The following is a 19596-nucleotide window of genomic DNA, read 5'->3' as shown; positions in this document are numbered from 1 at the left end:
ATCCTCCAGCCCGCCAAGCTGCGCTGTGGCGGGAGTACCCCAGAGGTTCTGATGGACGCAAGCCAACCGCTCGCTTGAGAATACCCGCCTGGTGCTCTGGTACAGCTTTGGCTGCAACCATTTCCCCCGCACCGAAGACTGGCCGGTGATGCCGGTTAGCTACATCGGCTTTCTGCTCAAGCCGTTGGGCTTCTTCGAGTGCAACCCGGCCCTGGATGTGCCTCCTCCCCCCCCCAAAGAGCAAAAGCTGCTGTAGCTCATAGCTGCAGGGCTTGCCAGTTGGGCTAATCTTCCCCTTCTAGGATGCGGGGCACCTTGAAGAACATGTCAGCGCGGTCGGGAGCGTTGGCCAGGATCCCTTCGATATTGGGGTAGGGCTCCACTTGGTCGGGGCGAGTGGGCAGCTCCGCATCCAGCACATGAAAGGTGGGCTCTACCCCTTCCGTATCCAGTTCTTTCAGTTGCTCCACGTAGGCCAAGATATCGGCCAGTTGCTCGGTAAACTGGATTTCCTCTTCTTCCGTAAGCTCCAGCCGCGCCAGGTGGGCAACATGTTGCACCTCTTCTCGTGTCAGCATCCTTCCTTTCCGCCAGCAGGTTTGACTTCTGGTCAATCTAGCTGAACTGGGGTACTTGGGGGAAGACTCAATACAGCTCCAGGTTGGCGCGTCCCGTGGTCTTGAGCCAGTTTTGCGCCTCGATGTAGTTGTTGGGGGCAATGCGAATGGCGCGGATCCAGTATTGAGCCGCCTCATCGAACAGGGCCTCTGCCGTCTCCTCATCCCCGGCCTGCAGGCTCTGCTCGCCCTTGTGGTGCAGCAAGACGGCAATGTTGTTTAGGGCAGAACAGAGGCGGGGGTTCAGCTCCAGGGCCTGGTGGTAGTACTCCAGGGCTTTGTCCAGTTCGCCATTGCTCTGGTAGATCAGGCCCATGTTGTAGAGGATGTAGCTGCGGTCTTCGTCGTCTTGCTCCAGGGCCAGGGCTTCTCGGTAGTTTTCTAGAGCCTCGGCATATTCTCCCTCGCTCTGGGCCGCCATGCCGTCCCGGTAGTAGGCAAAGGCCTTCTTCTGCTCAGGACTCACCCCCGGCATCAGCTTCAGGATCAGGTCAGCCATGACGGTGAAGGTTTTGTCGATGAAGTTGTCGTTCTTCATGCTGCGCGGCATGATTGACCCCCTTAGAGCGCAGGACAGGGTATCTCTTCTTTGGGTTGTAGCATGCCTATGGGATCCCGTGCGTGGCCTCAAGCCGGATGCTGGCCGGGGCGAGAAGAAGCTGAGGGGCGCTTGCGCAGGCGTACAGGATGCCACTGCACGGTTTCGCCAGGGGAGACCTCCACCTCACAGGCCGTGTCGATGAGCCGTTGCGCCTGGGCTTGAGGGGTGGGATAGCGGGCCAGATCTGCATCCACCAGATGGGGGTGCTCCTGCAACAGCCGCACAAGGAACTCCTGCAATTCCTCGGGGGTGAGAAATTGCTCTGGCAGGCCCGGGATCAGCAGCACGTAGTGGTTGGCAGCACGCAGCAGTTCTGGCTCCGGGTCTGCCATGGTTTCGGGTTGCTGTCTTTCTTCCCTCATAAACCAACGGGTTGCGGCTCTCTTGATATCCTGAACAAAGACTTTCTTGGTTCTCGTCCTCCCTCTTGTTGGCGTTTGAGATCGCTTTTCCTATGGCCAAGCCGCGCACGCTTTCTGGAATCCAGCCCTCCGGCGAGTTGCACCTGGGCAATTACTTGGGGGCCATTAAAAACTGGGTGGCCGAGCAGGAGCGCTACGAGAACTTCTTCTGCATTGTGGATCAACATGCCATTACTGTGCCCCAGGATCCCAAGCTGCTGAGGGAGCGCACCCGTTCTTTGTTTGCTCTCTACCTGGCCTGTGGCCTCAGCCTGGAGCACTGTGTGCTGTTTGTGCAGTCCCACGTGCCCGCCCACACGGAGCTGGCCTGGCTGTTCACCACCATCACCCCTATGAACTGGGCGGAGCGCATGATCCAGTACAAGGAAAAAAAAGAGAAGCAGGGAGAGGAAACGAGTGTTGGCCTGTTCAGCTACCCGATTTTGCAGGCAGCGGATATTCTCCTCTACCAGCCCAAGTATGTGCCGGTAGGGGAGGATCAGCGGCAGCACATCGAGCTGTGTCGGGACATTGCCCGCCGCTTTAACGACCGCTTTGGGGAGGTGTTTGTGATCCCAGAGGCGCTGATTCGCCCGCAGGGGGCGCGGATCATGAGCTTGACCGATGGCACCCGCAAAATGTCTAAGTCGGATCCCTCGGATTTCAGCCGCATTCACTTGCTAGACGACCCCGACACGATCCGCAAGAAGATCCAAAAATGCAAGACCGACTCGATTCGGGGCATTGCCTTCGACGACCCGGCACGCCCGGAGGCCCACAATTTGCTGACGATCTACATGCTCACCTCCGGCAAAAGCAAGGAGGAGGTGGCGGCTGAGTGCGCCGAGATGGGATGGGGACAGTTCAAGCCCCTCCTCGCCGACAGCATTATCGCCACCCTGGAGCCCATTCAAAAGCGCTACCAGGAGCTCTCGAGTGACCCCGACTACCTCCACGGGCTGATGCGGGAAAATGCCGCCAAGGCCCGTGCCGTGGCCGAGCAAACCCTCCAAAAAGCGCGGGATGCCATGGGGTTTCTGCCCCCCTAGGAGAAGGCTCCCTTAGTCGGGTCGGCCATCGCGGATCTCGACGGTGCTGAACTCCAGGCCCAGCTCCGAGAGGATCCCTGGCCAGGCCAGGCGCAGGCGCTCCTGCCACTCCTGCCGGTGGTTGATGACATACACGCAGACCAGGGTAATGCCCACTCCCACCCATTGCACCGGCGTCAGGGTCTCGCCCAGGAAGGTACTGCCGAAGAGGAGGGCAAAGATGGGGGTGAGAAACGTGAGGGAGCTGAATTCGGTGAGATTTTCCTGAGAGGCGAAGTAGAAGAAGAGGGCGTAGGCCACGGCGCTCCCCATCACCGAAGCGTAGAGCAGGCCCAGCCAGTGGGCGCCGCTCAGGTGCTGCCATTGCTCGCTTTCTGTTAGCGCCGAGAGCAGGATCAAGGGCAGGCTGCCCAATACCATGTGCCAGCCTGTCGCCAACACCGGATCCGCCACCTCCGCCACCTTCGGCATCATCACGGTGCCAATGGCCATCGACAGGGAAGCCAGCAACATCCAGACCACGCCGGCCCCCACCTGCAGGGATCCTTCCCCGCCGAGGCCGATAAGGCTGATACCGACCACGCCCAGCCCCAGACTCAGCCAGCCCAGGGATCCCATCCGCTCCCGGTAAAACCAGGTGGTCATCAGGGCCACCGCCAGCGGCTGCGAGTCGATCAGCACGGATCCCAGCCCGGCGCCGGTCTCTCTCAACCCTTGCGCCAAAAATCCCTGAAAACAGGTGCCGTCCACCAGGGCAAAGGCCAAGACCCACAGCCACCCCCGCAGCCCCTGGGGATGCCAGGGCTGAGAGGCCGCAGAGGCCCGCCCTTGCCAAAGCCGAAAGGCTAAAACCAGGATCCCGGCTGGCAACAGCCGCAGAATGGCCATGAAGAGAGGAGTGGTCTCGGAGAGGGCATCTCGCATGGCCACCATCGCCGAGCCCCACAGGAAAAAAGGGGCGATCATCAACAGGCGTTGCCAGATAGGCTGAGGAAACAGGCCAGATTGCGCCATAGGTGCTTCCAACTCGCAGACAGAAATCAACCCTATGTTAAGCGCTGCGGCAGTTCGGTTACAAATCTTAATTACTGATCAATGACTGATGGGTGATGGGCAGCATGGGATCCCTGGAGGGCTTTCTCAACCTGGATAAGCCGGCCGGGCTCACCTCCCACGACTGTGTGGCGGTGGTGCGGCGGGTCTTGCGCACCCGCCAGGTGGGGCATGGCGGCACTTTGGATCCGGCGGCAACGGGAGTTCTGCCCATTGCCGTGGGGCGGGCGACGCGCTTTTTGGCGTTTTTGTCGGGGGACAAGGTCTATCGGGCCACCTTTCGCTTTGGGCAGCGCAGCGACACCGACGATGCCGAGGGGCAGATCCAGGTGGGATCCCCTTGTCCGGAGCTGAGCCGCGAGCAGGTGGAGGAATGTCTGCGGGAGTTTGTCGGCGAGATCTGGCAGGTGCCGCCTCTTTACAGCGCCATCAAGCGGCAGGGGAAAAAGCTCTACGAGCTGGCCCGGGCCGGGGCAGAGGCGGCAGAACTGGGGCTGGAGCCGCGGAGAGTAGTGATTCGACACCTGCAGATCTTGGGCTGGCGCTCTGGCGAGTTCCCGGAAGTGGATCTGGAGATCGCCTGTGGCCCCGGCACCTACATCCGCGCCCTCGCCCGCGACGTGGGGGAGAAATTGGGCTGCGGAGGCTTGATGAGCCGCCTGCGACGGCTGCAAAGTGGCCCTTTTCGCAGCGAAGAGAGCCTGCCCCTGGAGCAGTGGCAGGGATCCGCCGATCCCGCTGCTGCCCTGTTGCCGATTGAGTGGGGATTTCGCAGTTGGAACTCAGTATTCTTATCTCCGGCTGAGGCGCAGCGCTGGCGACAAGGTCAGGCCATTCCTCTGGATCCGGCTCAGGCCACTGCCGAGACCCTGCGGGTCATGAGCGGAGAGGGAGAATTTTTGGGCTTGGGGCACAGCCAAGCAGGTCAGCTCAAGCCGCTGCGGGTGTTGCTGCCGGATCCCTAGAGCGTTGCAGAAAAGTTACATTTTCGTAACAACATCTGCCATTGGCTGAGGAGAAGGCGGGAAAGAACCCCCCGCATGCTAAACTTCTGGGGGCAAGCGGGGAGCTCGGAGCGCTGCCGGTGTTGGGCTCTGGCTCGATTTTCCAAGGTTGGCCTTTGGACGTTGCCGGCAAAATTCTCATCTCAAGCTACTTTATACATACATAGAGTTACAGGAAGGGAGTTGGGGATATGCGGGATGCCGTAACCACACTGATCAAAACCTATGACCTGGCCGGCCGCTACTTGGATCGGAATGCCATGGACGCGCTCAAGGCCTTTTACGATTCGGGTCTGCGGCGCATCCAGGCCGTGCAGGTGATTAACCTCAACTCGGTGGACATTGTCAAGACGGCTGCTGCGGCCATGTTTGCCCAGGTGCCGGATCTAATCCGTCCGGGCGGCAACGCCTATACCACCCGCCGCTACGCCACCTGTTTGCGGGATATGGACTACTTCCTGCGCTACGCTTCCTACGCCCTGGTGGCCGCTGATACCAGCATCTTGGACGAGCGCGTCCTGGCTGGTCTGCGGGAAACCTACAACTCCCTGGGGGTGCCGATTGCCCCGACAGTGATCGGGATCCAGAACATGAAGCAGCGCACCCTGGAGCTGCTCGGCTCCGACGAGGATTACAGCTTTGTGGCCGAGCCCTTCGATTACATGAGCGCTAAACTCAGCGAAACCGACATCTAACCTACTCGTCGGCGTAGGGATTGGCCGGCACCGGTATTGGCTCCACCTGATCGGCCAGGATCACCAACTGAGGCTGGCCATCCCGTTGCTCCACGGCCATCCGCCCTTCCAGACGCAGCCAACTGTCCGGAGCCAGTTCCTCCGAGCGGGGCCAGCGCACCGGCAAGCCGACCGGGTAGGCATCGGCAGCGCAGCAACTCACCAAAAAGCGAGCGATGACAAAGTGGTCAGGTTGCTCGTCAGGAACGACGAACCCCTGCACCTGCACCGGCTGGCCTTCATAGGTATAGGGATCCGGGTAGACATCCAGGGTGCGCACCCAGTCCAGCAGGGTGCGCTGGCGTGGATCAATCTTGGGACGAAAAGCCTGCGGCTGGCTGCGAGAGGCACCCAAATAGGGAGATACCCCCCGGTTGAGGGCCGTCTGGCTGGAGAGGGGACGGGGCTCGACCCAAAACCCCAGCAGCGCCGTCAGGATCAAGAGCGCCGCCCCCAGGCGCGACCCCAACAGGGAGACATGGCTTTCCGAGGGCGCGACTTTGGCCCCCCGCCACCGGCCAATCCCCAGGCCCAGCAGGCACAGGCCGGCCAGCAGAGCCACGTTTACATAGGCGGGGTTAATCAACAGCAGCAGGGTGCCCCGCCAGCGGTAGACGATGAGCAGGCTCCCCAGGAGCATCAGCCCAGCAGCATCCCAATAGGCTGGGTTACCCCAGCCGAGCCAGGAGCGCGATCCCAGGCCAGCTCTAGTTGCTTTTGACCGTGCCTTGCCGCCGAGAGAGCCAGAACCACCTGCGGGCATGGGCTACCGCTTGCCTCCACAACTCCGAAGCTTAGTTTAGGGCAAGGGATCCCTGGAGCGGTTCTCTTGGCTTATGCTACTAACCATTGTTCAGAGACCCCCTTGCCGGTGTATCCTCAGGAGCGCGGCGGCAATCGCGGGGCAGCAAGTCGAGCAAACCGAGCCTGAACACTTGAGAAGATGAAAGCCATCCTCATGAGCGTGCCGGGTGGGCCGGAGGTTTTGCAACTGCAGGAGGTGCCCGACCCGCAGATTCGCGGCGAGCGGGAGCTGCGTGTCCGCCTCAAGGCCGCCGGCGTCAACCCCATCGACACCAAGCTGCGGCGGCGAGGCACCTTCTACCCCGAGGAGATGCCGGCCATTTTGGGATGCGATGGCGCCGGCGTTGTAGAAGCCGTGGGATCTGGGGTCAGGCAGTTTCGGGTTGGGGACGAAGTTTACTTCTGCCACGGCGGCCTGGGCAGAGAGGCGGGGAACTACGCCGAGCTAATCGTGGTCGATGAGCGCTTCGTCGCTCCCAAGCCCAGAACCCTCAGCTTTGCCGAGGCTGCCGCCGCTCCCCTGGTGCTGATCACCGCCTGGGAAGCCCTCTACGACCGGGGACGGCTGCAGGCCGGCCAAAAGGTGCTCATCCACGCCGGGGCAGGGGGTGTTGGCCATGTGGCCGTCCAACTGGCCCGTCTGCGGGGATGCCAAGTGGCTACCACCGTGAGCACGCCGGAAAAGGCCGAGTTTGTCCGTTTGCTGGGGGCCAGCTTGCCCATCTTCTATCGCCAGACCGACTTTGTGCGGGCCGTTCTGGATTGGACGGAGGAGGAGGGAGTGGATCTTGCTCTCGATACCCTTGGCGGCCCAGTGCTGGAGCAGACCTTCCCTGCCGTGCGCGTGTACGGCGATCTCGTGACCCTGCTGGCGCCAGCTCCAGAGACCGATTGGCGGGTGGCCCGCGACCGCAACTTGCGAGTGAGCTTTGAGCTGATGCTCACCCCTATGCTGAAGAACCTCATCGTTGCTCGGCAAAACCAGGCGGAGATCCTCCGGCAGTGCGCCCGCCTCATCGACCAGGGCCAACTGCGCATCCGGCTCAGCCACACCTTTCCCCTGGCCGAAGCGGCTGCCGCTCACCGGCTGCTGGAACAGGGATCCGTTTTGGGCAAAATTGCCTTAACCATCTCCGACTAGGCATGCTGGAGGAGGCCCTGCCCAGATCCGAGTCTATGGCCGCTCCCCTCACCCCTCACCTGTTGGAGAACGAGAGCTTCTACGAGAATGCCCTCTGCTGGCTAGGGCGACCGCAGACGGCCTATCGGCTGCTGAGCGAGGCGGTTTTTCCGGCCATCTCCTCTTGGGTGCGGGGAGAGGTGGACAGCTACTCCTTCAATCACTGGCAGCCGGAGGACGTGCGCACCTTTCTCTACCCGGTGGTGGCTCTGGGAGACCAGGAGACCCTTGTTCTCGCCAGCGAGGCCCTGCTCCTCTGCGGCAGTGGCAACTACTACAACCCCTGTGACTTGGCCATTGTGGTCTTCGTGCAGCAGCCCCAAGAGCTGTTCAGCCAACTGATGCAGCGCATCCGCCGCGCCGAGGCCATCATCACCCGCGGGCCGGAGGTGCGCATGCTCTCTGAACAGGTGAGCCTGGCCAAGCGGGGGCGAGACTACATCAACACTAAGTATCTGGTCTGGCCCTACGCCCTCTCTGCTGCCGCTCAAGATACTTTGGTTAAACAGGGGATCAGCATTATCCGTCTTTCACCGCAAGCGGCCGCCCTGCCCTTGGGAGACTAAGCTGAGGGCAATTTGGAGGAAAATGGGGATCCCTGACTTTTCCGTCTCCATCTTTATGGCCGATGCCCACCTGCCGCCGCTAATCCAAGCGATGTTGGATCCGGGGTTTTACCCCCATCCGGTGCGGGAGCCGATTCAGCTCGTCCAAACCCACATTTCCTACATTTTCTTGACAGGGAACTACGCCTATAAGGTGAAGAAGCCTCTGGATTTTGGCTTTTTGAATTTCACCACCCTGGAGCGGCGACGCTACTTTTGTCAAGAAGAGCTGCGCCTGAACCAGCGCGGAGCGCCAGGGCTTTATCTACAGGTGTTGCCCATTGTGCAAGCCGAGGGCCGGTTTCAGCTTGACGGCAGTGGCGAGCCCGTGGAGTACACCCTCAAAATGCGGCAGTTTCCTCAAGAGCAACTCTTTAGCAACCTCCTCGAGCGGGGGGAGCTGACGCCACTCTTAATGGAGGAGCTAGGACGGGTGGTGGCGGCCTTTCACGCCCAGGCGGAGACCAACGACTACATCCGCAGCTTTGGCCGGCCAGAGCAGGTGCGGCAGGCTTTCGACGAGAATTACGCCCAAACCCAGCGCTACATTGGCGGCCCTCAGACGGCAGATCAATATCGGGAGACCCAAGCCTACACGGATCGCTTTTTTGCCGAGCGACAGGAGCTGTTTTACCAGAGAATTGAGCAAGACCGCATCCGCGAAGGCCACGGGGATCTGCATCTTGGCAACCTCTGTTGGTGGGAAGGCCAGATCTTGCTGTTTGATTGCATTGAGTTCAACGAGGCCTTCCGCTTTGTGGATACGATGTACGACGTATCCTATGCAGTGATGGATCTGGATGCCCGCCATCGCCCCGATCTGGGCAACGCCTATTTGAACAGCTATCTGGAAGAGACAGGCGATTGGGAAGGACTCAAGATCTTGCCCATTTACCTCAATCGCCAGGCCTACGTGCGGGCCAAGGTCACCTCTTTTTTGCTAGACGATCCTGCCGCCTCGGAAGCTGCCAAAGCCAATGCCTTCCACACTGCCGCCCGCTACTACCGACTGGCCTGGGAATACACGCTGCCCAAACAGGGGCAGTTGTTTCTGATGGCCGGCCTGTCGGGAGCGGGCAAAAGCACGGTGGCCCGCCACCTGGCCCGACAGCGAGGGGCCATCCACATCCGCTCCGACGCCGTGCGCAAGCATTTGGCTGGGATCCCTCTGCGGCAGCGAGGGGGGCCAGAGGTGTATACGCCCGAGATGACCGACAGGACTTATCGCCGCCTGGTGCAATTGGGAGTGGAGTTGGCCCGGGAAGGTTACAGCGTGATTCTGGACGCCAAGTTTGACCGGCAAGCGCTGCGGGGCATGGCAATTGAACAAGCCCAACGGTGCCGGATCCCGTTGTGCATCCTCTACTGCCACGCCCCTGAACCTGTCCTCCGCGAGCGGCTGCAACGGCGAACGCTCCCTGCTTCGAGCCTGGGTGAGCCGCTGAACCTCGCCGACATTGCCGATGCCACCGCCGATCTCCTTGCCCAGCAGCAGGCGCAGTGGCAGGATTTTTCCGAGGGGGAGCGGCGCTTGCTGCAGGTTTTGGATACCAGCCAAGATTGGCAAGCGCAACTGCAGCAGATCTAGGTCTCGACTCCAACTGACCAAGGTTACCGGCAAAGCGCATGCTGCCGTTTCCGGGTTAGAGGCTGACCGCAGCCCCTGCTGATCTCAGGCGGCGGTCAGGTGAAGAGTTTTTCTCTGGGAAGAGAGTTGGGCAAGAATCGAGGCGGTGCAGGAGGAGACCCCAGTGAGCGAGGTAACGGCTGAAGATTTACGCCTGATGTTTCTGTTTGAAGGCTTTTCCCCTGAGGTGCTCGAGCCGCTGGCCCGCCAGATGTTGCTGCGCTCCCACCCTGTTAACCAGGCCATCCTGCTACAGAACGACTGGGGCAACGCCGTCTATTTCATCCTGGAGGGTTGGGTCAAGATTCGCACTCACGATCTGGAGGGCCGGGAGGTTACCCTCACCATTCTTGGCCCAGGGGAGATCTTCGGGGAAATGGCCGCCTTGGACGAGGCGCCCCGTTCCAGCGATGTGATTGCCCTGACAGCCACCAAGGTCTGCTCTCTGTCGGCCCAGAACTTTCTGGCCCTTTTGGCTGCCGATGCGCAGGTTGCCATCCGCCTTGCCCAGCTCTTGTCGCGACGTTTACGGCAGATCAACCGTCGCCTGCAATTGCGGGAGGCCAGCAGCGTCGCTCGCGTCGCCGATATCCTGCTCTTCTTGGCGGAGTCCCGCGGGCGGGTCGGTTGCAAGGGGGTAGAAATTCCCAATTTGCCCCACCGGGAGCTGAGCAGCTTGAGTGGCCTGGCCCGGGAAACGGTTACCCGTGTCTTGTCTAAGCTGGAGCAGGAGGAGCTGATCCGCCGGGATCGGCAGCGGGACATCCTCTGCATCCCCCAGATGGATGCCCTGGAAAAGCTAATTGGCTAAAGCGAGGGTTGCCACCTGTTGCCAAAAGCCCTCTTGGCATTCTAAAATGATAGTCCCAGAGCCGGGATAGCTCAGTTGGTAGAGCAGAGGACTGAAAATCCTCGTGTCACCAGTTCGAGTCTGGTTCCTGGCATCTGCCAATAACAGGTCAAGATGGGCTCAGGGCTGCAACCTGAGCCTTTTTGTTGCCGGGAATTCCCAGTTCTTGCCTTTTGCGAAACCGCTTCTGCCGGCTCTATGGCAAAAATTAGTTCTCGCGGCGCACAGCGCTCTCGTGCCACCTGCCCAGTATCTTGTCCGACAAAGCGCTCAAGGCCACAAAGATCAGGATCCCTAGGCCGGTAACCAGCACCAAGGCGGCAAACATGCGAGGCACCTGCAAATTAAAGCTGGAGATCAAGATTTGGTAGGCGATCCCGGCCCGTTGCCCACCGGTGCCGGCGACAAACTCCGCCACCACGGCCCCGATCAAAGAAAGGCCGCCGCTAATGCGCAGACCTCCCAGGAAGTAGGGCAGGGCACTGGGCAGACGCAAGTAGATCAAGGTTTGCCAGCGATTGGCCTTGTACAGTTGAAACAGGTTGAGCAGGTTGTGATCGACACTGTTTAATCCCAGGGTGGTGTTGGAGATAATGGGGAAAAAGGCGACAATCCAAGCGCAAACCACCATCGCAGCAAAGGTGTTGTTGCGCAGCCAGATGATGATCAACGGCGCGATGGAAACGATGGGTGTTGTTTGCAAAATCACCGCATAGGGAAAGAGGCTGCGCTCAATCCATTTGCTCTGGGCAAACAAAATCGCCAGCAAAAGCCCCGAGACTGTGGCCAAAAGGAACGCCACCACCGTAATTTGTAGGGTGATCAAAAGGGAAGGGAAAAGGGATCCCCACTCCCGCACCAGGGTTTGCGCCACCAAAATCGGCCCCGGCAATAGATAGGGAGGCACCCCCGTCAGCCGCACGGCCACTTCCCAGCCCACCAGAAAAAGGATCCCGACGATCCCAGGGGCAATCACGTCCAGGTTGAACCACTTGCGCAGATCCAACCCTTGCCCAGAGGTCGGCGGCGCAGAGCCAGGTACCTTAGCCGCATCGGTGGGTTGGGGCCTGAGTTGTTCTTCCACCGCGCTGCTCAGCCGAGGCAGCTCCCCATCCAGCCAGAGCCCAAAGGGGCGCTCTGGCGCGCCAAGCAGGGATCCCAGCCAGCGAGACAGCCAATCGAGAAGGAAACTGAAAGGACTCAGCATAGGGTAGGGGGAATCAAGGGGCTCTAACACCGGGAATGCTGCCAAAGGGGGATCCCGTCAGCCCAGCCGTCCGGCGGAGAGGGGGCGCAGGCAGGGATCCCGCTCCGTGTCGTGCATGGCCTCCCGCAAACGGGTCGCGACCTCCCGGCAATAGTCGTTGTAAAGGGGCGAGGTGCGAAACTCTTCCGAGCGGGGGTAGGGCGCCTCAATGGGGATATCCGCCACCACCCGCCCTGGGCGGGCTGCCATCACCACCACGCGGTTGGACAGATAGACGGCCTCGTAAATGTTGTGGGTAACAAAAATCACCGTCCAGCGCTTCTCCTGCCACAACTCCAGCAGTTCGCCGTTCAGCTTGCTGCGGGTGATCTCATCCAAAGCACCAAAAGGCTCGTCCATCAGCAACACCTGCGGCTTGGTTACCAAGGCGCGGGCAATGGAAGCCCGCATGCGCATACCGCCGGACAGCTCGCGGGGAAAATGGCGCTCAAACCCCCGCAAGCCCACCAGGTGGAGGGCTTCCAAAACCTCTCGATCGGCTTTTGGCCGAGGCTCACCGGCCAACTTCAGGGGCAGGCGCACATTGTCCATCACCGTTGCCCAGGGCATGAGGGCCGGCTCCTGAAACACAAAGGCCAATTTGGGCTTCCCTTGGGAGGTGTTTTGCCCCCACTCGATAGAGCCGGTGGTTAGGTCACCTAACCCTGCGATCAGCCGCAGCACCGTGCTTTTCCCACAGCCAGAGGGCCCCACCAAGCTGACGAACTGCCCCTCCTGGATGGCCATGTTCATGTCTTGCAAAGCCACCGTGCCATTGGCATAGACCTTGCTGACATGGTTAAGGGTAATGACAGGGGCGGGCATGGCTCGCGGTTCCTAGAGCAGAGGGCAAAGGGATCCCTTCCCAATCCAGAAAGAGAAGGGCGCACATTACCATTAAAACAACACTATCTGTCGCCTCTGCTGCGGTAGGCACAGCTACACCCCCCGACCTGGTTTCCAGAGAGTTTCTCGGGCAAAACTTGCCAGTTGCCAACCCTGGCCCTCAACCCCGATCTGAGCGCCAAGCCGGTATGATAGTGCCGATCACCCCCTGGCCCCAGAATCTATGGGATCCCAATTTAAACGGGTTGCAGGCGCCGTTACCGCCCCGCGAGGGTTCCGCGCTGCTGGCGTGGCTGCTGGCCTCAAGCCCTCCGGCGCTGCCGATCTCGCCCTAATTGTTTCCGACTGCGAGGCGGTGGGGGCTGGCGTTTTCACCAGCAACCAGGTCAAGGCCGCCTGTGTTACCTACAACCAAGGGATCCTCGCCCAAGGGCAGCCGGTGCGGGCCATTCTCTGCAATGCCGGCCAAGCCAACGCCTGTACAGGAGAAGAGGGGGAGCGCAACAACGCCCAACTGGCCCTCTGGGTAGGAGAACGGCTGGGGATCCCGGCCCAACAGGTGCTCACTGCCTCGACAGGGGTGATCGGGCGGCAATTGGAAATGGCCAAAATCGAGGCGGCCCTGCCCCGCCTGATCGACAGCCTCTCGCCGACAGGAGGAGAGAGCGCCGCCCGCGCCATCCTCACCACCGACCTGGTGACCAAGAGTACAGCCCTGGAGGCCGAGATCGACGGCTACACCGTCAGGCTGGGAGGCATCGCCAAGGGATCCGGTATGATCCACCCCAACTTGGCGACGATGTTAGCTTTCCTAACCTGCGATGCAGCCGTGGATCCTCCCCTCTGGCAGCAGATCCTCAAAGAGGCGGTTGACCTCAGCTTTAACCAAATCACCGTGGACGGGGATACCAGCACCAACGACATGGTGCTGGCTCTGGCCAACGGCCAAAGTGGGATTCCCACCCTGCAAGCTGGCACGAGAGCTGCCCAAGCCCTCGCCGAGATGGTTGTCCAGGTTTGCATTCACCTGGCTAAGGCCATCGCCCGCGACGGCGAGGGAGCCACCAAGTTGTTGCAGATCCGGGTGCAGGGCGCCCCCGACGACAGGTCAGCTCGGCAGATAGCCCGTGTCATTGCCAGCTCTCCCCTGGTGAAGGCGGCAGTTTTTGGCAACGATCCCAACTGGGGCCGGGTGGCCGCCGCCGCCGGACGGGCTGGGATCCCCTTTGACAGCCGTCGCTTGGAGGTTCGCCTGGGGGATTTTCTGCTGCTGCAGGGGGGAATGCCTCTGGCTTTTGATCGCCAGGCGGCCTCTGAGTACCTAAAGAGAGGGGATCCCGTAACCTTTACGGTAGACCTCCACCAGGGATCTGGCCAGGGCGTTGCCTGGGGCTGTGACCTCAGCTACGACTACGTGCGCATCAACGCCGAGTACACCACCTAGACAGCCCGCGGCAGCCAGGAGCCCTAGAAGCTGAGGCTCTCCCAGGAGACGTTGATGTCTTCCAGGAGCAGCGACTTGTTGTAGATCTGCAGGATGATCAGCAAGAAGATGCCGAACAGCACCATAAAGACCGCCATCAAAGGCGTGGTGCCCCAGCCAGGGGCCACCTTGCCGTATTCCGAGTTGAGAGGACGCAGCAGATCGCCCAGTTTGGTACGAATCGCCATAGGTTCTCGCGATAGGTCAAAGAGAGGACAGGTTTGCCAACTTGGAGGTCAGCACGGCGGCAGATCCCAGCCAGACAACCTCCTTTTAAAATCACGCTAACAGAATCTGGTCACTCCCCTTTGCCGCCGGCAATGAATTGTAAACTTGTGTAATATGTAGGGAGATTCTCTCAGAACTGAAGAGCTAACCATGGAATCCACCCTTTCGCTGGTTGTGGCCATTGCGGCAATAACCATCTGCATCACCGCCTTTGCCATCTACACCGCCTTTGGCCCCCCTTCCAAAAACTTGCAGGATCCCTACGAGATGCACGAGGATTGAAGCCGGTTGTTGTGCGGTTCCGCTGCATGCCTGTTCGGTTGCCCTCCCGTCTCTCCTTCCACAAATACCAGGGGCTGGGGAACGACTTTATCTTGGTGGACAACCGCCACCAGCCGCAGCCCTGTCTGACGCCTGAGGAAGCCGTTGCCCTCTGCAACCGCCGCTTTGGCGTGGGGGCCGATGGGGTTATCTTTCTGCTGCCGGGGCAGGAGGGGGCCGACTTCAGCATGCGCCTGTTCAACAGCGACGGCTCGGAGGCGGAGATGTGCGGCAACGGCATCCGCTGTTTGGCCCGCTTTTTGCAGGATCTGGGGATCCCTGGCCAGGACGGCGCCTACCAGATCCACACCTTGGCGGGGCGGATCGTGCCGCAGGTGCGGCCTGATGGCTTGGTAACAGTGGACATGGGGATCCCTCGCCTCTTGGCCGGGCAGATCCCCACCACGCTGGCCAAACCAGAGGAAAAGGTGGTGCGGCAGCCCCTGCAGGTAGGCGGGCGGGAGTGGGCGGTGACGGCGGTGAGCATGGGCAACCCCCACTGTGTGGTCTTTTTGGAAGAAGAGGGATCCCTGGAAGAGCTGGACTTGGCAGCTGTGGGCCCCCTGTTTGAGCATCATCCGGCCTTTCCTGAGCGCACCAACACCGAATTTGTGCAGGTGCTCAGCCCGACTCGTCTGCGCCTACGGGTTTGGGAGCGGGGAGCAGGGGCAACGCTGGCCTGTGGGACGGGTGCCTGTGCTGTTTTGGTGGCTGCTGTTTTGGAGGAGCGCGCAGAATCGCAAGCTACAGTAGAACTGCCGGGAGGAAATCTGGAAATTCGCTGGGATCCGAGCACACAGCACGTGTGGATGACCGGCCCTGCCCTACACGTCTTCAGCGGCACCACTGCCGGTTGAGAACTAGGCTCCCAGACCCAACAGGAGGATGGCCAGGAGGCCGAGGATCCCATAGGCAACGCTCCAGCCCTGCCGCCAGATCAGCGCCACTGCCAGGCCCAATAAGACCAGGCCCAAGCCCAGGCCAAGGCGGAGAAATAGAGGGTGTACAAACCGGCTGAGGGAGCGTTTGAGCCAGGGGAAGATCACCCCCAAGGCGAAGGCCAGTCCTACGGGGATCCAATCGATCCAACCTGTCTGCTCCCAGCCCCCCAACAGGTAAAAGCCGCCCAGACAAAGGCCCAGGCAGAAAAACAGCACCCGCATGCCGGGATAGTCTTGTCGATAGTTGAAAGCAAGGCTTCGGAGCTCCTTGGGGTGGGCCAAGACCAATGGCTCTACAGCAAAGCTTTCGCTCCACTCCGGCGCTTCTTCAGTTTGTCCGCGGCACCAAAGGTAAACGTTGACCTTGCGCAACCCTTGCAGCAGAGAGGCTTCCACCGCACTGCGCACCACCTCCATCACCTGCAGGGTATCCACCACATCGCCCGGCAGCCGTTCCAGCAGCACGTTGAGAACAGGCCCCTTCAGCTCGGCTCGGCCAAACAGCCGCAAGTTGGCAAGCTTGTAATCGAGGATTTGGTTCAAGATTTTGAGCTGGCGGCGCATGGGATCCCGCGAACAGAGAGCCGTCGTTCGACCGGTTGACTTCAAGCTTCAACATGACCGGTATGACCAGTTTAATGGCTTGGGCCAGAGCAGCAGAAAAGAGGCGTTGCCGGTGTGAAAGGGAAGTGGGACTATCCCATGAGGGTGCGAATGCACCGGCGAATGCTGAGGTTGGATTGCTCCAAGTCGGCAAATCCGCTCAGAAGAGTTCCCTGGCCGTCCAAAAGCAGCAAAGCGGCCTGTTGGCGAAAATTGATCCCAGGCAAAGCTGCAGCGGCTATTTCTTGCAGCTTCTGGATGGTTGCTCCCTCAAAATCGACCGAGACATACACAAACGGAGAAACCAGGCGGGGATCCGTCGGTACACTCTCCCGGATGGCCTGCAAAACCAAATTTCGCACCAACAGCAGCCCCCTGCCATCCACCAGCACGATCTGGCGCAGCCGAGGGTTTCGCCCGAACTCCAGGGCCAAACTTTTGGAGAGGGCTTCCGATTGCGAGCGGGTTTGGCTGTTGGTCAAGATCAACGCTTGAATGCCCTCATACCGACTTAGGTCAAGCCGATCCCCAGCAACGCTTTCCAGCTTGAGGTCAAGCGAGGCTTGGGGGTTGCCGTTGCTGGGGCAGTTGCCGGCTTGAACAGGATCAAACAGGCTGGGACAAAGCAGGGCAAGGGTGGCAAACCTTAGAGCAATCCGTCTCTTTTGAAAGCAAATCCGGCTGCGGTTAGCCAGGGCACAGCAGCAGGACAGTCCTCGGTTCATGGCGGGGAGTTCTGGAGGTGGGCCGGCCAAATCTTAACCGATCTTCATCTTTGGCGCTCCAGAATGCCCTTTGGCTTCTCGTCCCCATTGGGTTGGCGCCCATAATGGAAAGCAGTTTCTGCTTTGCCGACTATGACTCACGCCTGTTTGTTGGATGCCCTCAACCCTGCTCAACGGCAAGCGGTGCACCATTTTTGTGGCCCTTTGCTGGTGGTGGCGGGGGCAGGTTCCGGCAAGACGCGCACCCTCGCCTATCGCATCGCCCACCTCATCCGCCACTACCGGGTGGATCCGGAGGAGATTTTGGCCGTGACCTTTACCAACAAGGCCGCCCGCGAAATGAAAGAGCGCATCGAACGGCTCTTTGCCGAGCAAGAGGCCCAGGAGCAATTCGGGATCCCCTTGGCGCAATTGGAGCCGGCCCAGGCGACGCGGCTGAAATCGGCGGTCTACCACCGTTGGATCAAACCCCTTTGGATCGGCACGTTTCACAGCTTGTTTGCCCAGATCCTGCGCCTGGAGATCGAAAAATATCAGGATCCCAAGGGACGAAAGTGGACTCGCAACTTCTCGATTTTCGATGAATCGGACGCCCAATCCCTGGTTAAAGAGATTGTAACTAAGCAACTCAACTTAGATGAGCGCAAGTTCGATCCAAGATCGGTGCGCTATGCCATTAGCAATGCCAAAAATCAAGGTTGGACCCCTGCCGATCTGGAGCGCCACCAGCCCAATTTCCGAGGTCGCATCCTGGCTCAGGTTTACGAGCTCTACGAAGATCAACTGGCGGCCAATAATGCCCTCGATTTCGACAACTTAATTTGGATCCCGGTGCAACTTTTCCGCCAAAATGAGCAGGTTTTGGCCTACTGGCACCAGCGCTTTCGGCACATCTTGGTGGACGAATACCAAGATACCAACCGCACCCAGTACGAGCTGATCCGGCTCCTGGCCACCAACGGCGAGACCCGCCGCTCCGAGTGGGACTGGACCAATCGCTCCCTCTTTGTGGTGGGCGATGCAGATCAAAGCATCTATCGCTTTCGGGGGGCCGATTTCACCATTTTGCTGGAGTTTCAAGAGACCTTTGGCGATGGCCTGCCGGACGACGATACCCGCACCCTGATCAAATTGGAAGAAAACTATCGCTCCACCGCCACGATTTTGCAGGCGGCTAACGTCCTGATTGAGAAAAACACCGAGCGCATCGATAAAATTCTCCGGCCAACTCGCCCCCCCGGCCATCCCATCGTTTGCTACCAGGCGGAGGACGAAATGGCCGAGGCCGAGTTTGTGGTCAATACCATCCGGCGATTACACAGCCAAAATCCCAACTCTTCCTGGGGAGATTTTGCCATTCTCTACCGCACCAATGCCCAATCTCGCCCTTTTGAAGAGGTTTTGCTGCGGTGGGGGATCCCTTACACGGTGGTGGGGGGGCTGCGATTTTACGATCGCAAAGAGATTAAGGATGTGCTGGCCTATTTGCGGGTTGTGCTCAACCCTGCCGATTCTTTTAGCCTGTTGCGCATTATCAATGTGCCGCGGCGGGGCATCGGCAAGTCCACTCTGGACAAGCTAAGCGAAGCGGCGGCTGCCTTAAATGTGCCCCTGTGGACTATCCTCAGCGACGAGGCCTCTGTTACCAACCTGCTGGGGCGTTCGGCCAAGCCGGTTCTCCAGTTTGCCCAGCTTATCCAGCATTGGCACAGACAGATGGCCCAGGTTTCGGCTGCCGCCCTTCTGGAGGGGCTGCTGCGGGATTGCGGCTATCTGGAAGATCTCAAGGCCCAGGGCACAGAAGAGGCCGAGGAAAGGATCGCCAACGTGATGGAACTCTACAATGCCGCCCGCCAATTTGAAGAAGAACAGGAGGATCCCAGCCTCGAGGCTTTCTTGAGCAATGTGTCTTTAGCTTCCGATTTGGACACCCTTCAGGAGGGAGCTGAGAAAGTTTCGCTAATGACGTTGCATGCTTCCAAAGGGCTGGAGTTCCCGGTGGTGTTTTTGGTGGGGTTGGAACAAGGCCTGTTTCCCAATTTTCGCGCTTTGGAGGATCCTGCCGCGCTGGAAGAAGAACGGCGCCTCTGCTACGTGGGCATCACCCGCGCCCGCGAGCAATTGTTTGTCTGCCACGCCAGCGAGCGGCGGCTCTACGGCAACCGCGAGCCCGCCATCCCTTCCCTATTTTTGAGTGAGCTGCCCCAAGAGCTGATCCAATGGGAAAAAGGCAGGGGGCTTTCGTTCTCCGCCGACAACACGGCTGCGGCCACGCCCAAAGCAAAGGCTGCTCGCCGCCAAGGCCGTTCCTCCCAGTGGGCCGTTGGGGATCGCCTGCAACATCCCCAATTCGGACAGGGGCAAATTACCCACGTGTTCGGCAGCGGCGAACGGATCACCCTGGCGGTGAGGTTTCCCGCCATCGGCCAGCAGAAAATCTTGGATCCCCGCATCGCGCCCATTCAAAAGCTCAGCTAGCTGGCTGGGCTCGAAACCGCTTTGGAGATGGATGGCGTAGCGGTATGGGTCTCATCCTTTTTTGTAGGTGCCTTGATCTCGCCCAGAACTTGCTTGGAATAAGGCGGCTTGGCAGGGATCCCTTTTGTCTTGACACTCCCACCCAGGGGATTCTTACGCAGTCCACAAAAGAACCCGTAACGGCGTTGTCAAAGCGCCTC

The 19596-nt window shown here is 60.0% G+C and carries 22 protein-coding genes and 1 tRNA gene; 13 read left to right on the top strand and 10 right to left on the bottom strand.

Going from position 1 to position 19596, the window contains the following annotated elements:
* Positions 1 to 91 precede the first annotated feature (91 nt).
* Complete coding sequence (locus NW848_RS02190) at positions 92 to 256, top strand: hypothetical protein (RefSeq protein WP_414347897.1); 165 nt, start codon at positions 92 to 94, stop codon at positions 254 to 256.
* A 28-nt stretch (positions 257 to 284) separates the two neighbouring features.
* Here the strand turns inward: NW848_RS02190 and gatC are convergent, their stop codons facing one another.
* The 3 genes from gatC to NW848_RS02175 all read right to left on the bottom strand — a co-directional run bounded on the left by gatC (position 285) and on the right by NW848_RS02175 (position 1550).
* Positions 285 to 578 (bottom strand): Asp-tRNA(Asn)/Glu-tRNA(Gln) amidotransferase subunit GatC, encoded by a 294-nt coding sequence (gene gatC, locus NW848_RS02185; RefSeq protein ID WP_011430197.1) that lies wholly within the window; start codon positions 576 to 578, stop codon positions 285 to 287.
* A gap of 67 nt (positions 579 to 645) precedes the next feature.
* Positions 646 to 1167, bottom strand: coding sequence for a photosystem I assembly protein Ycf3 (locus tag NW848_RS02180; protein ID WP_011430196.1), 522 nt, complete (start codon positions 1165 to 1167; stop codon positions 646 to 648).
* Between the two features lie 77 nt (positions 1168 to 1244).
* Complete coding sequence (locus NW848_RS02175; protein WP_099813191.1) at positions 1245 to 1550, bottom strand: chlororespiratory reduction protein 7; 306 nt, start codon at positions 1548 to 1550, stop codon at positions 1245 to 1247.
* Positions 1551 to 1672: 122 nt separating this feature from the next.
* Here NW848_RS02175 and trpS point away from each other — a divergent pair, with 122 nt between their 5' ends.
* Positions 1673 to 2668, top strand: coding sequence for a tryptophan--tRNA ligase (trpS, locus tag NW848_RS02170; protein WP_414402798.1), 996 nt, complete (start codon positions 1673 to 1675; stop codon positions 2666 to 2668).
* Between the two features lie 12 nt (positions 2669 to 2680).
* Here trpS and NW848_RS02165 read toward each other — a convergent pair whose 3' ends face one another.
* Positions 2681 to 3682 carry a DMT family transporter gene (locus NW848_RS02165; protein ID WP_414402799.1) on the bottom strand — a complete coding sequence of 334 codons (1002 nt, stop codon included), beginning with the start codon at positions 3680 to 3682 and terminating at the stop codon, positions 2681 to 2683.
* Positions 3683 to 3786: 104 nt separating this feature from the next.
* Between NW848_RS02165 and truB the strand changes: the two genes are divergently transcribed.
* Together truB and apcB are read left to right on the top strand one after the other, a co-directional pair.
* Positions 3787 to 4686 (top strand): tRNA pseudouridine(55) synthase TruB, encoded by a 900-nt coding sequence (truB, locus tag NW848_RS02160; protein ID WP_011430192.1) that lies wholly within the window; start codon positions 3787 to 3789, stop codon positions 4684 to 4686.
* A gap of 230 nt (positions 4687 to 4916) precedes the next feature.
* Positions 4917 to 5420 carry an allophycocyanin subunit beta gene (gene apcB / locus NW848_RS02155; RefSeq protein ID WP_011430191.1) on the top strand — a complete coding sequence of 168 codons (504 nt, stop codon included), beginning with the start codon at positions 4917 to 4919 and terminating at the stop codon, positions 5418 to 5420.
* Position 5421: 1 nt separating this feature from the next.
* Here apcB and NW848_RS02150 read toward each other — a convergent pair whose 3' ends face one another.
* Positions 5422 to 6099, bottom strand: coding sequence for a TIGR03943 family putative permease subunit (locus NW848_RS02150; RefSeq protein WP_011430190.1), 678 nt, complete (start codon positions 6097 to 6099; stop codon positions 5422 to 5424).
* Between the two features lie 303 nt (positions 6100 to 6402).
* On the opposite strand from NW848_RS02150, the gene NW848_RS02145 reads away from it, so the two are divergent.
* The 5 genes from NW848_RS02145 to NW848_RS02125 all read left to right on the top strand — a co-directional run bounded on the left by NW848_RS02145 (position 6403) and on the right by NW848_RS02125 (position 10619).
* Positions 6403 to 7404: a zinc-dependent alcohol dehydrogenase family protein gene (locus tag NW848_RS02145; protein WP_011430188.1), complete on the top strand. Its 1002-nt coding sequence runs from the start codon at positions 6403 to 6405 to the stop codon at positions 7402 to 7404.
* A 35-nt stretch (positions 7405 to 7439) separates the two neighbouring features.
* Positions 7440 to 8009 (top strand): hypothetical protein, encoded by a 570-nt coding sequence (locus tag NW848_RS02140; protein WP_011430187.1) that lies wholly within the window; start codon positions 7440 to 7442, stop codon positions 8007 to 8009.
* Between the two features lie 55 nt (positions 8010 to 8064).
* Positions 8065 to 9636 (top strand): AAA family ATPase, encoded by a 1572-nt coding sequence (locus NW848_RS02135; protein ID WP_011430186.1) that lies wholly within the window; start codon positions 8065 to 8067, stop codon positions 9634 to 9636.
* Between the two features lie 196 nt (positions 9637 to 9832).
* Positions 9833 to 10486 (top strand): Crp/Fnr family transcriptional regulator, encoded by a 654-nt coding sequence (locus tag NW848_RS02130; RefSeq protein WP_011430185.1) that lies wholly within the window; start codon positions 9833 to 9835, stop codon positions 10484 to 10486.
* Between the two features lie 60 nt (positions 10487 to 10546).
* Positions 10547 to 10619: transfer RNA gene (locus NW848_RS02125), tRNA-Phe, on the top strand.
* 114 nt (positions 10620 to 10733) lie between these two features.
* Here NW848_RS02125 and NW848_RS02120 read toward each other — a convergent pair.
* Positions 10734 to 11732, bottom strand: coding sequence for an ABC transporter permease (locus tag NW848_RS02120; RefSeq protein WP_228375483.1), 999 nt, complete (start codon positions 11730 to 11732; stop codon positions 10734 to 10736).
* 57 nt (positions 11733 to 11789) lie between these two features.
* Positions 11790 to 12596, bottom strand: coding sequence for an ABC transporter ATP-binding protein (locus tag NW848_RS02115; RefSeq protein ID WP_011430183.1), 807 nt, complete (start codon positions 12594 to 12596; stop codon positions 11790 to 11792).
* Positions 12597 to 12840: 244 nt separating this feature from the next.
* Here NW848_RS02115 and argJ point away from each other — a divergent pair, with 244 nt between their 5' ends.
* Positions 12841 to 14061, top strand: coding sequence for a bifunctional glutamate N-acetyltransferase/amino-acid acetyltransferase ArgJ (gene argJ / locus NW848_RS02110; RefSeq protein ID WP_011430182.1), 1221 nt, complete (start codon positions 12841 to 12843; stop codon positions 14059 to 14061).
* 23 nt (positions 14062 to 14084) lie between these two features.
* On the opposite strand, the gene psbH is transcribed toward argJ, so the two are convergent.
* Positions 14085 to 14288 carry a photosystem II reaction center phosphoprotein PsbH gene (psbH, locus tag NW848_RS02105; protein WP_011430181.1) on the bottom strand — a complete coding sequence of 68 codons (204 nt, stop codon included), beginning with the start codon at positions 14286 to 14288 and terminating at the stop codon, positions 14085 to 14087.
* Between the two features lie 190 nt (positions 14289 to 14478).
* Here psbH and psbN point away from each other — a divergent pair, with 190 nt between their 5' ends.
* Positions 14479 to 14610, top strand: coding sequence for a photosystem II reaction center protein PsbN (gene psbN, locus NW848_RS02100; protein ID WP_011430180.1), 132 nt, complete (start codon positions 14479 to 14481; stop codon positions 14608 to 14610).
* A gap of 26 nt (positions 14611 to 14636) precedes the next feature.
* Complete coding sequence (dapF, locus tag NW848_RS02095) at positions 14637 to 15506, top strand: diaminopimelate epimerase (protein WP_414508370.1); 870 nt, start codon at positions 14637 to 14639, stop codon at positions 15504 to 15506.
* Between the two features lie 3 nt (positions 15507 to 15509).
* Here dapF and NW848_RS02090 read toward each other — a convergent pair whose 3' ends face one another.
* Both NW848_RS02090 and NW848_RS02085 read right to left on the bottom strand, forming a co-directional pair.
* Complete coding sequence (locus NW848_RS02090; protein WP_414510359.1) at positions 15510 to 16154, bottom strand: hypothetical protein; 645 nt, start codon at positions 16152 to 16154, stop codon at positions 15510 to 15512.
* Positions 16155 to 16285: 131 nt separating this feature from the next.
* A complete protein-coding gene (locus NW848_RS02085) occupies positions 16286 to 16918 on the bottom strand; it encodes a hypothetical protein (protein ID WP_414508369.1) in 633 nt (210 codons plus the stop codon).
* A gap of 132 nt (positions 16919 to 17050) precedes the next feature.
* Between NW848_RS02085 and pcrA the strand changes: the two genes are divergently transcribed.
* Complete coding sequence (gene pcrA / locus NW848_RS02080) at positions 17051 to 19396, top strand: DNA helicase PcrA (RefSeq protein WP_414508368.1); 2346 nt, start codon at positions 17051 to 17053, stop codon at positions 19394 to 19396.
* Positions 19397 to 19596 lie beyond the last annotated feature (200 nt).

The sequence above is a fragment of the Synechococcus sp. RC10A2 genome (assembly GCF_047502605.1).
The sequence above is the reverse complement of the archived record's forward strand: the minus strand, read 5'-3'. Positions and strand labels throughout refer to the sequence as shown.

Coding starts and splice junctions, on each gene's coding strand:
- psbH (WP_011430181.1), bottom strand. CDS start 14,288: ATGGCGATTCGTACCAAACTGGGCGATCTGCTGCGTCCTCTCAACTCG.
- trpS (WP_414402798.1), top strand. CDS start 1,673: ATGGCCAAGCCGCGCACGCTTTCTGGAATCCAGCCCTCCGGCGAGTTG.
- NW848_RS02090 (WP_414510359.1), bottom strand. CDS start 16,154: ATGCGCCGCCAGCTCAAAATCTTGAACCAAATCCTCGATTACAAGCTT.
- dapF (WP_414508370.1), top strand. CDS start 14,637: ATGCCTGTTCGGTTGCCCTCCCGTCTCTCCTTCCACAAATACCAGGGG.
- NW848_RS02145 (WP_011430188.1), top strand. CDS start 6,403: ATGAAAGCCATCCTCATGAGCGTGCCGGGTGGGCCGGAGGTTTTGCAA.
- NW848_RS02150 (WP_011430190.1), bottom strand. CDS start 6,099: ATGCTCCTGGGGAGCCTGCTCATCGTCTACCGCTGGCGGGGCACCCTG.
- apcB (WP_011430191.1), top strand. CDS start 4,917: ATGCGGGATGCCGTAACCACACTGATCAAAACCTATGACCTGGCCGGC.
- truB (WP_011430192.1), top strand. CDS start 3,787: ATGGGATCCCTGGAGGGCTTTCTCAACCTGGATAAGCCGGCCGGGCTC.
- NW848_RS02180 (WP_011430196.1), bottom strand. CDS start 1,167: ATGCCGCGCAGCATGAAGAACGACAACTTCATCGACAAAACCTTCACC.
- gatC (WP_011430197.1), bottom strand. CDS start 578: ATGCTGACACGAGAAGAGGTGCAACATGTTGCCCACCTGGCGCGGCTG.
- NW848_RS02140 (WP_011430187.1), top strand. CDS start 7,440: ATGGCCGCTCCCCTCACCCCTCACCTGTTGGAGAACGAGAGCTTCTAC.
- NW848_RS02135 (WP_011430186.1), top strand. CDS start 8,065: ATGGCCGATGCCCACCTGCCGCCGCTAATCCAAGCGATGTTGGATCCG.
- pcrA (WP_414508368.1), top strand. CDS start 17,051: ATGACTCACGCCTGTTTGTTGGATGCCCTCAACCCTGCTCAACGGCAA.
- NW848_RS02120 (WP_228375483.1), bottom strand. CDS start 11,732: ATGCTGAGTCCTTTCAGTTTCCTTCTCGATTGGCTGTCTCGCTGGCTG.
- NW848_RS02115 (WP_011430183.1), bottom strand. CDS start 12,596: ATGCCCGCCCCTGTCATTACCCTTAACCATGTCAGCAAGGTCTATGCC.
- NW848_RS02130 (WP_011430185.1), top strand. CDS start 9,833: ATGTTTCTGTTTGAAGGCTTTTCCCCTGAGGTGCTCGAGCCGCTGGCC.
- psbN (WP_011430180.1), top strand. CDS start 14,479: ATGGAATCCACCCTTTCGCTGGTTGTGGCCATTGCGGCAATAACCATC.
- NW848_RS02165 (WP_414402799.1), bottom strand. CDS start 3,682: ATGGCGCAATCTGGCCTGTTTCCTCAGCCTATCTGGCAACGCCTGTTG.
- NW848_RS02175 (WP_099813191.1), bottom strand. CDS start 1,550: ATGGCAGACCCGGAGCCAGAACTGCTGCGTGCTGCCAACCACTACGTG.
- argJ (WP_011430182.1), top strand. CDS start 12,841: ATGGGATCCCAATTTAAACGGGTTGCAGGCGCCGTTACCGCCCCGCGA.
- NW848_RS02085 (WP_414508369.1), bottom strand. CDS start 16,918: ATGAACCGAGGACTGTCCTGCTGCTGTGCCCTGGCTAACCGCAGCCGG.